Source organism: Marinifilum caeruleilacunae, assembly GCF_013141825.1.
Taxonomy (GTDB): domain Bacteria; phylum Bacteroidota; class Bacteroidia; order Bacteroidales; family Marinifilaceae; genus Marinifilum; species Marinifilum caeruleilacunae.
This window is the reverse complement of sequence record NZ_RZNH01000006.1, coordinates 103574-116411: the sequence shown is the minus strand read 5'-3', so window position 1 is coordinate 116411 and position 12838 is coordinate 103574. Positions and strand designations below refer to the sequence as shown.

Annotated in this window: 9 protein-coding genes; all 9 read right to left on the bottom strand. The window is 37.8% G+C overall.

Annotation, left to right across the window (positions count from 1 at the left end; genetic code table 11):
- Positions 1 to 140 precede the first annotated feature (140 nt).
- Positions 141 to 1394 carry a DUF481 domain-containing protein gene (locus tag ELS83_RS05840; protein WP_171594598.1) on the bottom strand — a complete coding sequence of 418 codons (1254 nt, stop codon included), beginning with the start codon at positions 1392 to 1394 and terminating at the stop codon, positions 141 to 143.
- 176 nt (positions 1395 to 1570) lie between these two features.
- On the bottom strand, positions 1571 to 2044 hold the full coding sequence (locus ELS83_RS05835; protein WP_171594597.1) for a protein-disulfide reductase DsbD domain-containing protein: 474 nt from the start codon (positions 2042 to 2044) through the stop codon (positions 1571 to 1573).
- Positions 2045 to 2251: 207 nt separating this feature from the next.
- The gene (locus tag ELS83_RS05830) at positions 2252 to 2773 is read right to left on the bottom strand and encodes an SRPBCC family protein (protein WP_171594596.1); all 522 of its coding nucleotides are present in this window, start codon (positions 2771 to 2773) and stop codon (positions 2252 to 2254) included.
- Positions 2774 to 2870: 97 nt separating this feature from the next.
- Entirely contained in the window at positions 2871 to 4007 is a 1137-nt protein-coding gene (locus ELS83_RS05825; RefSeq protein WP_171594595.1) for a TlpA family protein disulfide reductase, read from the bottom strand.
- Positions 4008 to 4091: 84 nt separating this feature from the next.
- Positions 4092 to 5351 (bottom strand): thioredoxin family protein, encoded by a 1260-nt coding sequence (locus ELS83_RS05820; protein ID WP_171594594.1) that lies wholly within the window; start codon positions 5349 to 5351, stop codon positions 4092 to 4094.
- Between the two features lie 33 nt (positions 5352 to 5384).
- Entirely contained in the window at positions 5385 to 6530 is a 1146-nt protein-coding gene (locus ELS83_RS05815) for a thioredoxin family protein (RefSeq protein ID WP_171594593.1), read from the bottom strand.
- A 134-nt stretch (positions 6531 to 6664) separates the two neighbouring features.
- On the bottom strand, positions 6665 to 8089 hold the full coding sequence (locus ELS83_RS05810; protein ID WP_171594592.1) for a RagB/SusD family nutrient uptake outer membrane protein: 1425 nt from the start codon (positions 8087 to 8089) through the stop codon (positions 6665 to 6667).
- Positions 8090 to 8097: 8 nt separating this feature from the next.
- Positions 8098 to 11208, bottom strand: coding sequence for a SusC/RagA family TonB-linked outer membrane protein (locus ELS83_RS05805; RefSeq protein WP_171594591.1), 3111 nt, complete (start codon positions 11206 to 11208; stop codon positions 8098 to 8100).
- Between the two features lie 163 nt (positions 11209 to 11371).
- The gene (locus ELS83_RS05800; protein WP_171594590.1) at positions 11372 to 12793 is read right to left on the bottom strand and encodes a DUF6242 domain-containing protein; all 1422 of its coding nucleotides are present in this window, start codon (positions 12791 to 12793) and stop codon (positions 11372 to 11374) included.
- Positions 12794 to 12838 lie beyond the last annotated feature (45 nt).

Here is a 12838-nt window from a genome sequence, read left to right as displayed (position 1 = left end):
TCACTTAGTTATCAAAGAATAATTTTGTTTTAAAATATTTTAACAGTTCTTTGTCAAAACTCACAAATACATCCTTTTTAAACACGAAAAAACCGCCCCTGTAAAAGAGGCAGTTTGCATAATATGTTTATTTTGATTTTTTAGAATCCAAATCGTGGATTTACAACCGTATTAAACATGGAACCAAAGGAATAGCTAATTCCAACAGATGTATAAAAATTATAGTTCGACTGAACCTGGTTTCGCTGCAGAATGATATCATTGATATCAACACTACGTGCCGCCAGATTAATTTGGTTCCTGGTAATTTCGTAGTTACCACTCACATTTAGCGAGAAGCCTTTAAACAACCTGATACTGGTATGTAAACTAAAATTAAAGGAGTATAGTGAGCTGTCATCAAGGATACTTTTGTATTCGACTTCTCCTGATAAATCGCCCCATTTTTGTCTCACACTTGCACCCAAATTTAAACTGTGTTCCCACAAATATTCGGTGGTTTCGTTAAACACCGTTAGAATCTGATAATCGTTATACAATCCTCCAACTCTATACGATAGGGTAAGCTGTTTCTGGTTAGAAACCTTGTAAGGGAAAAAGCTGTATTCTATGGCTGGTTTAATCGATAAGCTTAAGTCGTAGTTTGCAAAATCCGACATTTCAAGATTGGCAAAAGCACCCACCGACCAATGATCTGATATACTGATTGCTTCACTTACATCCAGCGTAGTCGATTTTGTTTTACTCACCTCCTTAAACTCTCCGAATGAATATTCCGATCGGTTTGAATTATGTCGTGCGCTCAGGTAAAATTTGTGTTTGTCGGTTACTTGTTTACTCGAAAAATTAAAGCTATACCTACTCGACTCTGAGGTCTTCTGACCGCTCATGCTACCACTGGCACCCACTTGGAAAACCCAGTTGTTCCAAGGATCTTTTGAATCTTCCTCTGTAGGCTTTTCTTCCACAATTTCACCGGCTTCTTTTTGCTGCCTTTCTTTGTATTCTCTTTGCCCCAACTGAATCCAATAGGTCGATAATCCCATTTCAATGGCAACTTTCAGCTCTTTCCTTATTTCGTCCTGGGTATTGGTAGCTAAAGTGGTAAAACTAAACTGATTTGAAATGTGCTCGTAGGAATTTTGGCCTGTATACTCCAATTGGTAGGAAGTACCACCGCTGCCGGTTTGTTGCGTTCTAACAATCACGTAAACATCGGCATCTTTCGGATCTCGTGCGAAATTAATGTAACTCATTTCCTGAATTAGGTAAGACATATCGCAGAAATTACAATCCAAATACACTTTTAGTTTGGTATACTCCCTCTTCTCCTCTTCCTGTGCCATCAGCATGGTGCTGATAAGCATGCATAAAATGATTAATAGTTTCTTCATAAATTTAGAATTAGCACTTGGTTATTTTATAGGGAGACAAGCTAATTTGAAAAGTGGGTGAAGAAGATGAAAAATTTTTATTGGAATGTTGATCAGGAAGTTTTTGACCTTAAGAATAGATGCAAAAAAAAGACTGCCCTTAACAGACAGCCTTTTCACTTCAATATAAACTTGATTTACTTGGCAGGATAATTCAAATCAAACTCATCATCCCCCATAACACACTGTCCTGTTTGGTCCGAACATGTCTGGAAATCGAAAGTTCCTTCAACATGCAGTGGTAAACTCTTTACCTTAATTTGCTGACGCATTTCGGCTGTATTTTCGAAATAGCTTACTTCACCTTCCCAAATCTTGTCGTATTTCTTGTGGGCATTAATTGGTTTTACTTTTCCAATGCGTTCGTAACTTGCATCAGCTTCAAAATCAAACTCGATTAATATTGGCCCCAAGTCCGCGTCAAAATCATTTGAATATACATGCCAGCTTTTATCAATCTTAGCTTTAAAAACGACATCAATTACATCGCCTACTTTGATTTCTTTCTTCGATAACTCAACTGTCCATTTTGCAGGGGTTAAAATTTGCGCAAAAGAAACTGTTGACACACTTAACATTAGTACCAGAAGTACTGCAATTTTATTTTTCATATCATTACTTTTTACAACATGAAAGAGACCTCTCCTCCATTACCTTTGTTTATTCTTTCTGTTCTAAAGACAATTTTAAAAACAAATAGGGTGAAAGCCAAACTCACTTTTTAAGCTTAATTAACCTTTGTGAAATGGTGTAAATAAAAAACCGCCTCTTGTGAGACGGCCTTATCCTATTCAATGGATCTTATAAAAATCTAATCATTATTTCTTGCTGAAATAGGTTTGGATTCCTTTTAAGGTTGTGGATAGTTCCTTTGCAATAGCTTTGTAGGTCTTCGTTTTTGCAGCACCTTTGTTCACCTTAAAATAAGATTCCAATCGAAGCTTACATTTCGATTTTCCTGATTCCTCGATGTAATAATTCACAATAAAATACTCAACCGGGTATTGGGAATCTTCCGATCTAAAACAGATTCTTTTTGCAGATTTTGCAAAAACTGTTACTTCTTCGCCTCTTTCGTTTCCATCCACCATTTTAACCAAACGATATGCTTCGTAACCGTCGCCCTCTTTCTCTACCGATTGTACAAATTCCGAATTGTATTCATCTACCTTATCCAGCACCGAAATTAAAGCCCAAAGCTCATCGGCCGTTGCATTTACAACTCCTTCTCTCTGTAGCGTTGGAGGAAGTTTTGTTGCTGGCTGCATTGCACTTTGTGCCAGGGAACTGGTCACCGTTAAAACGATTAACGAAACCAATAATAAAATGTGTTTTTTCATCATCTCTTTGTATTCAAATTGGAAGTCCCACTCCACAAATGGGCTTGTGGGACTTCATCAATAGATTCGCAAATATTAAACTTGTATTCCTTCTTTTTTAATGAAAAATTGACTCCAACAATTTTTCCAATTTCTCTCCTCTCAAATTCTTTCCAACAATTTTCCCTTCTTTATCTAAAAGCACGATGAATGGAATTCCTGAGAACTGATATTCCTTCATGATCTCTTTTCCAGCCTTTGGAGCCTGTACCTGTGGCCAAGGCATCTTTTCTTTACGCATAGCTTTCATCCAGGCATTCTTGCTCTGATCAATTGAAACGCTTAACATTTCCAATCCTTTATCATGATATTTTTCGTACTCCTTTTTCAGGTGAGGAATTTCCTGGCGACAAGGACCACACCATGATGCCCAGAAATCGATTAACACATATTTGCCACGAAAATCTTTAGGACCATAAGTTCTGTCACCACTTTTTGTTGGGAATGAAAAATCGGGAGCTACCTTTCCTTCCATCATTCTTTCCCTTGCTTCCTGGGCTTCTGCCATTTCTTTTTTCACATCGAGTAAAGGCTGATAATTTGGATTTTTTGCTTCAAGAGTTTTAAGAATTTTCTCTTTCAGCTCTTTATCACTCTCTTTTCTTAATGAACCCAGAACCGATAAAATCGAGTTACGATCGGCGTAATGCTCGGCAATATATCTAAAGTATGCATCGCTCTGCTCATAGTTTCTGTTATAGCCCTGTGCAGCACTTTCTTTCCATTCTTTACTGTCTGATAATGAAGCCTTGTAAATTACTTTTCCGGCAGCAATCATCCCTTGATAAGAGCGATAATTGTTAAAATTTAATAAGTTCATCACCTCATTATTCGGTCCACCATTAATGTATACATATGGAGGATTTTTGATTTTGATTTTTGCAGTATCCTGTCCACGAAAATCAATTTCCAAATCCTCATCTTCGGCCCAAAACTGAACCGATTGCCATTTCTGACAATCCAATGTATAAACGCCAGGCTTGTCTACATTCATTGTAAACTCGTAGGTATTATCAGCGTTTAGCTCTACAGAATCGATTATTTCTTTCTCAAAACCAGAACGTTTTACAATGGTCATTTTAAAGTTATTATCAGGAAACTGTACTTTTCCTTTAATTGTAATGGTATTATCAACTGGTTGTTGCGCACAACCAAATAATACTGCCGCAATCAATGCAATTACTATTGTTCTCATCTATTTTAATATTGTATAATTAATAATGTATCATTTTAAGAATGCTTTCGGATATGTTTGCTCATTTCAACATTTCCCGGCATTTTATTTTTTCTTAGCTGGTTTCATTCCTCCCATTTTAAAGGCAGGGATAGAAATAATTTTTGTACCAGCTTTCTCGGCCGCTTTATCGGCTTGTTCCGATTCCATTTTTGCAGTTTTTGCTGCTTCGGCATTCCCAACAAGTTCCAGCAGGTTAGCTTTAGTTGCCAGGTAACCCGATTTGTATTCTACTCTCGATTCATTTTGAGCAGCAAAACTTGCCCAGCGAAGTGCTCTTGTCAACATTTCCTGGTCTGTTGATGCTTTTGCAATCATGGATGCAGCAGAGTTAAAATAGTCATACTGCTTCTCGTAGTTCTTTAGTAAAGCAAAATCCAAAGCCCCATCAATCACAGAAGCGTACTTGCTCCAATCATTCAATCGCTGGTATTCATTTTTAAGCGCAATTGCAATTAATTCTGAAGCTTTTGGAAAGTCAGCGCTCTGAAGATCCTGAATCATTCGATCAAATCCAGCCTTGTCGTACTCTCTTCCATTTCCTGGATAGAAGTAAGAGAATGACTCAATTTTCTTGTTGTAGGTAGTGTAGATTTTAGAATCAATTTCCTTTGCCCCATGCATTTCTGCATACTTCTCCCTGTTTTCAACAACAAATCTAAACTCATCAGTCAAAGGTTCTTTCATGAAAAATTTAATGATGTTCCAGTTTTCTTTTTTCAGCAAAGCATCCTTTGACAGGCTGGCGATGTATTTTTTCGCTTTCCTTGCTTCTTCCTTATCCAGATTTGCCAAGCGAAGTCCACGCAGATAGGAAAACATAAATTCCCCATCTCTTTGTCCAGCCTCGTATGCTTTAGAAAGTGCTGCGAAGTTCTTGTCTGGATCCTGTGCATCCTTAATGTAGGTAATAAACTCGTCGGCACCGAATGCTCCAACAACTCTATGAATTACTTCTCCCTCCGAATTGATTACTAAAAATGTTGGGTAGGCATTGATCTTCCAACCCGGTTTTAAGGTAGGTCCTTCGCCTTTTTCCATATCAATTTTAAAATTCACAAAATTGCTGTTGAAGTAATCGGCAACATGATCTTGTGTAAACACATCCTTTGCCATCATCTTACAAGGGCCACACCATGATGTATAGCAATCAACAAAGATGAGCTTATCCTCTTTTTTGGCTTTCTTTAAAACCTTTTTCCAGCTTGTGTGCTCGAATTCAACTGAACGATTTTGAGCTTCAGCATTTACTGAGCAGCAAATTGCTAATGCCACTGCAGTAATCATTTTAAATAAATTTTTCATTTGGTTTTTATACTTAGTAGGTTCCTCTATTTATTATTTTTTGCTCTGACTTAATTGATTTTTCAATTTCTGAAAAGCATCTAAATAGGCTTTATGAAGACCTTCAATTTTCATCCCCATTTCGCACCACTTGGCTGCTTTCAATCGCAAATCGCTGTCTTTAACTGCCGCTTCAACAGGCAAGGCATAATTGTACAATGACATTGGTCCGTTATCGATTAAGCCTTTCTCTAGATATTTTGAAATGCTATGGATGTAGGCTTTCCAGTCTTTTAGTGTTCTTGCAGTTGAAATTTCTGAATAAGCAACAATTGCTTCTTTGTTCTTTACCTTATTCTTTTTTAGATGATTCAGAAATCGCTGTTTTTTCTCTGAATTCAATAAAAAATCTCCATTCTCCTTTTTATCGCACAATTGATTTCCCTCTCTCAGGAAGGTAAAGTAGATTTTATCTTCAACCTCCTTTTGACCAAAAGCATTGATAAATTCTTGTTGATGCTTGAGTACAATCTGAAATGCATTATTGCTGATAGAATGAACGTACTTCTTTAGAAGATTCCAATACTCTTTCTCCAACAAGTCCTCCTTCTTCAAATCATCGGAATAGCGATTGATTACCTCAGCAAGTTGTTCCTTTTCGTTTGCAGCCTCAAGTTTTAGCAGGTATTGCAAAACAAATTCCTTATTTGCCACTCCCTCTTTTTTGTATTTTTCATGATAATGTGAAAGCGTGGCTGTTCCATTTAAGGCTTCTTTGGCAAACTTTAAAAATTCATCTTTTTGAAGTGCACCAACACATTTGTGAATAATATTGGAATGTTCATCGATAATTAAAAGTGTTGGATAGGCATTAACGGCAAATGTTGATTTTAGTGAAACTCCTGGTTCCTTCTCCATATCCATTTTTACATTAATGAAATTCTGATTGAAGAATTCACCAACTTCAGGATCGGTAAAAACTTTTTTTGCCATTATTTTACATGGGCCACACCAGCTTGTATAGCAATCCATGAAAATGAGTTTCTGATTTTTTGCTGCCAAATCCAAAATCTCATTCCATTTAGAATGATTGAATTTGATCCCTTTTTCTATAGTCTGTTCATCGGTAGCTCCAGCCTTTAGAGCATTCGAAGAAAAGCACAGAATAAGAAGCATAAATGCTACTAACTTTGTATTCATTCTGCAAGTTTTAAGAATAGAAGTATCGCTGTGTTAAGAGGCCTGAAATAAGATTCAGGTGACTCCTAACAACTTAAAACGACTATGATTTTATGAATTCGTTTAGATATGATCCTGTTTGTTACACAGGTATTCTACAGGTATCCAGGATTCTGTTCCAGGCTTCCTTTGGTAATGTCAATCTCTCTTTTTGGAATTGGTAAGACATATCGGTTTTCTGGCAAGTCTTTATACTGTAGCTTACGTCCGGTTCTAATTAAATCGTAGCGATGTAAGCCCTCAAAGCAAAGTTCTTTCTCTCTTTCCAATAAAATTCGATCTACCAAATCTGTACCCGATGTAAAATCGGAAACCGAATATGCCGAAAAGTTGGCATCAGCACGAGAAGCTACAGTGTTCAACAAGTCAATAGCCTCCTGGGTCACACCTGAAGTTCTTGCCAGGCACTCTGCCCTGGTCAGGTACATTTCCGATAAACGGATCATCGGAATGTTATCGCGTCCTTCAGAATTATTAAACTTTGAGCTGGTTAATTTTGCACCATATGATCCTCCCGAATAACCTTGCCATATTAAGCTTGTTTTTCTTTGATCAGTATCGCTGTATTTCGCAATAAAATCATCAGCTAAGTGATAGGAACTTTTAAAATAGTAGGAATAATAATGTGTCCCAAACTGATGATTCCCATTGTTGAATGTTAAAGGTATTGCGTAGATGAACTCCTTATCAAGAGGTACATCATAACCACTACTTATTGGGAATACTGATCTTAAATCACTGTTCAGTGTATAATTCGAATTTCCAATTAGAAATTCGGCCTCGCTTGCAGCATTAGCATAATCGCCCATGTATAAATACACTCGAGATAATAATGCATGAGCACTTCCTTTTGTAGCACGCGATCTTGTTTCCAAATCCTCCTCATAATTATCAAGCAAATGTGGAAGAGCTTCAGTTAAATCTGTAATAATCTGCAAGTATACTTCCTGTACAGATGATCTTGTAAGAGCCTTACCCGAGTCGTATTCGGTTCCTTCGTAAGGTGTAAGTTGCAACGGCAATCCTAAACCATTAAAGTCTCCGGTTAAAGCACCATCACCAAACAACTTAAGCAAAACCAGGTAATTGTATGCTCTTAAGAATTTGGCTTCGGCCACGTGTTGGTTTTCCAGATCTTCGTTATAAGTACCCAATTCAGGAACCGATTTGATAATTACATTGGCAACATTGATAGCAGAGTAAGAATTGCCCCAAATTTGCTCAGTGGTATAGTCATCAACCGGAAGTTCTCCTGCAATTACAGTCTGATTATATGAATTGTGAACAACCAGTAAATCGGTGGTAAAATCACCAATGGTATAGGCTGTACTTTTATTTGCTTCGTATGTTTTGTTGTAAACATCCATTAAAGCAGATTCAGCAGAGCTTGCCGATTGAAACACTTCAGTTTCAACCGTGGTGTCTTCAGGGGCCAAATCAAGCTGCTTATCGCAAGCTGTAAATGACAGACAGAATACTACAAGTGCTGATCCAAATATTGTATATTTTATCTTATTCATGATTCAAATTATTTAAGCCCAACTTTAATTCCTATCTGAATAGCTTTTTGCTGTGGAATGGTTAATTCATCGTTACCAGCATAAATTGCCGAAGAACCAAATGCACTAACTTCCGGATCAGGACCCTTGTACTTTGTCCAGGTAGCTAAATTAGATCCTTTTACATACAGAACCAAACTTCTAAGCCCTAATCGTTTAATTCGATCCTTATTAAATCGATATGACAGAGAGATATTTTTTAGCCTGATGAATGATCCATCTTCAAGGAAACGATCGGATTGACGGCTCACTGTATAATCGGTTTTACCTCCTGTACTACCCGTAATAATGGATTGATTATTCTTTTTAGGGATATCGGTTTGATGTCCTGCAATGATCCATTCATTCAGTATATCCGAACTAAGGTTTCGATCCTTGTTATCGGAATAGGTCAACAATTCGGCTCTTGTACCGTTCATTATTTTTCCTCCGTACGAGAAAGCAAATAGGGTATTTAACTCAAAATTCTTGTACGAAAACACATTTGTAATCCCACCAGTAATTTCAGGCAATCTATCTCCCATTACAAATTTGTTGTCGTAAGCTTCGTTTTGGGTAATCGATTCAGGTGGCGTTTTACTAATTGTGCCATCGGCATATCTCCAAAGTGGATTCCCTGTTAATGGGTCAACCGAGTGCCAGTCGTAAAGAAACCATGCTGTTGCAGATTCTCCAACCTGGTAATATGCATAACCAATTTCTGCTCCTCCTGGCTGATAGCCATCAAGATTAAGTTTGGTTACTTTATTGGTGTTTCTGGCAACATTTAAATTGGTGCTCCACTTAAATTCCTTATTCACATTTAAGGTATTCAGAGAAATTTCGAAGCCTTTGTTTTCCATATCTACCAAATTCTGTGTCTGACTCGAATAACCTGAGTACAGTGGAACAGAGGATGATATCAACATATCCACACTCTTCTTGATGTAGTAATCAAAAGACAATTTTAATTTTGATTGGAACAAACTCATATCAACACCCCAATCCAATGTTTGTGTCTTTTCCCATTTAAGATCAGGATTACTTGCCTGTTTCACTTCCAAAATGTTGGTACTTCCATACTTCGAGGCATTATCCTTTAGTACATACTGTCCCTGGTGTCCGTAATATCCACCAGATCCTGAAATTCCACTAAATCCGAGACTGGCCCTGATTTTCAAATCATCAATCCAGGTATATGGCACCATAAAGTTTTCATTCGAAATTCTCCAACCTGCAGAAAATGAAGGAAAGCCTACATATCTTTCGTTCTTATTAAAACGTGAAGAACCATCAATACGATAGGTTACACCGGCCAAGTATTTATCTTTCCAACGATAATTCATTCTGGCAAAGAATGAAACCATTGCCCACTCCTGCGTAAGTGCTCCATCCACTCTTCTGCTATCGGCTTGTTCGATACTCATTACACTATTGGTAGGAAAATCGGTACCGGTTATTCTCGTGTAATCTTCTTCCGAAGTTTCAAAACTTTGTCCTAAAACACCATTGATCACATGATCGCCCATTTCCTTGTAAACCGTAGCGGTATTGTTGATTACATACTTGATATTCTGAATATTGCTTTGACTAGCACTTCCTCCTTCGAGAAGTGGTGAAGCATCGTAAGATAGATTTCTATTGTATGCTTTTGATGCCATAAAATCGACACCAAACTCACTTCTTAAAGTCAACCACGACAAGGCTTTATATTCTGCATAAAGGTTACCGATTATTCGTTTATCGCGTACATAATTGATATCATCTTTTGCTTTCGCAATTGGATTAAAAAAATCGGTATTACTCTGAACAAAAGCGTAATCGCCATTTTCATGCCTCACTGGCACATTAGGGGCAGCAATTAAAGCATTACGATACACCTGCCCTGCATTTATTGCATTGTTATCGGTGTAGGTCAAGGTAATATTGTTCCCGAACCTTAACTTTTCGCTCGATTTGTATTCGTAATTAATTCTTGCAGTGTACCTTTTAAAATCATTATTGGTTACGTACGAATCCTGGTCGAGGTATGACAAGGACAAGAAGTAATTATCTTTCTCGCTTCCCGCAGAAACCGTTGCAGAAACATTGTTTGTAATGGCAATTCGAGTTGCCTCGTCAAACCAGTCGGTATTGATATTATTGACTTTATCGTTATTTCCGTAATAACTGTTGTAGAAGTTGGCGTACTCCGGTCCGCTCAATACATCCGGAACATCAACAGGAGTAGCTAATGAGGTAGAAATATTAAAATTCACCTTAGGCGCACCTTTTTTACCTTTCTTGGTAGTAATCAGAATTACACCTGCTGCACCACGCGAACCATAAATTGCAGTAGCATAGGCATCCTTCAAAACTTCCACAGACTCTATATCATCCATGTTAAGGTTTGCCAAAGGGTTTCTTTCGAATTCGGAGTTGGCTCCAATTTGTCCTGCCGCACTATTTCCTCCAATGGCTACTGCTGCAATCGATCCTGACTCAAACGAAGTTGTTGAATAGCCACCTGCCCCATAAACCGGAACACCATCAATAATAAATAGTGGGTTATTATCAGCTGCCAGGGAAGTAATTCCTCGAATGGTAATTGCAGTGGCACTTCCCGGAGTTCCGCTACTTGAGTTAATTTGAACCCCAGCTACCTGTCCAGCTAAAGCATTATCGATACTTAAAGCCGGTTGCTCTAACGCCTCAACATTAATTGAGGTAACCGCTCCGGTTAAGTCTCTTCGCTCCTGCACGCCATAACCAATCACTGCAATTTCCGAAAGAGATACATTATCAGTATCAAGAGCTACCTGGTAGTGAGCTTTCTGTGTCACTTTTATTTCCTTTGAAATAAAACCAATGGACGATATCACCAAAATATCTCCTTCGTTGGCATGAATTTCAAACTTGCCATCAAAATCAACGGCTGCTCCATTTGTTGTCCCTTTTACAATTACCGTTGCTCCAACAATGGGGGTTTTATCTGAACTGCATACAACAGTTCCCGTTAAATGTTTTGTCTTTACTTCTTGTTGCTTATAGGTTTGTGCGTGAATATTAAGGTTCAGAAACAAACATATAAAAGACAAGAATAGGACGAATATCTTATTCATATTATTGATTTTTACTACATGTCACACGAGTATTCCTTTAGGAAATCTCTCTTCCAATCAAGCATTCATCTTCTTGTTTTTCCCTGATTATCTGCCAATAATCAGGCAAGTCCAATGAATTTTAATTGAGAGTCTCAATTGAAATTGAGACTCTCGTATGTTTTTAGTTTAATACACCTTTCCAGGCATCAGTATATGATTTTGCATTGTCTTCGGCATCAACACCATTCCCACCAAAAATGTGAACCGTATTGTCATTCACGATAATTGCCTGACCATATCTCTTTGCAAATCCTGCTGGTAAAGCACCTGAATTCATCTCAGTCCAGCTGATACCACCATCTTCTGAAACCCACATATCGTTGTGAAGAACATCAACGTTTGTTGTGTTTTCGCCTTCGGTAACTTCTTTGGTGCTTAAACCTGCTACAACAAAAATTCTGCTGTTGTACACGAAACAAGAGAAACTTGCGCGCTCTGTAAATGGAACACTTACATTTAATTTGGTCCAGGTCACACCATCAGCTGATTTGTAAATTTCATTGAAGTAAGTGTATGGGAAACCAGTTCTACCGCCAATAAGATATAACTCATCATTATATGCGATTAATTGTCCATCGCCTCTTGGTGTAAAATCTTCACCGAATTCAGCATTTAGGTTGGTCCAGGTAGCACCGCCATCTGTAGACTTCCAAACATCAGCCATTGGTTGTTGAGGAGCTCCAAAAGCAACACTATAACCACCAGTCAAATACAAATCGCCATTCATATTCACAACAGAAGCATTTGTTCTTGCCGAGAATGTTTGCTCAGCAGCAGCTCCTTCATTCACTTTTGTCCACGTTTCGCCATCTTCGGTCGACCAAACAGCATTGATACCAGCACCATTACCAGTTTCGCCCCAAACTTCGTAATCAGAAGGTGTATAACCACCAATCAATAATTGCTTACCATCATGACTAACTGTTGCAGCACCTAGACCCATTCCGTACTCTTTGAAAATATTTGTATTTACTTCTGAGAAATCAGATCCATCTGTAGAAGAAAAAATGCCATAAGTATGTCCACCAATACCAGATGCTCCTTTTTTACCACCCATGATGAAATATTTTCCACCAGCCTCAAAAGCAACTACTGATGTATAATCAGGGAATTTAGCATCAGGAGATAAGTTAGACCAAGCTGTAATATCAGTAGCTACATTAACCCTTACGGTATAGCTTACCTGATTGCTACCATTTTCTGCTACTACCTTATACACTACATCATCCGAAAAATCGATAGAAGCTGAACCACTTAGCTGCTCTGTTTCACCAATATAAACTGTCGACATTGGTACTGATGAAAATACTGGAGTTAATGCAGATGCGTCAAATCCATATGGCAATGCAATTTCGTTGGTAATTACATTGTCATCACCAATTACAAATTCGTAATCGGCAAGAGCCTCATCGGAAAAACCAAAACTTAATAAACCAGTTAGGTCGCTTAGTTTATCATCATCGCTACATGAACTTAATACACCATTACAAACAATAGCTAAAAGTAATAAAGCTACACTCCAGGAGTTTTTAAAAACTTTCATAAAAATTTAATTTTAGGTTATTAATTGAGTTAATTGAATAATCAT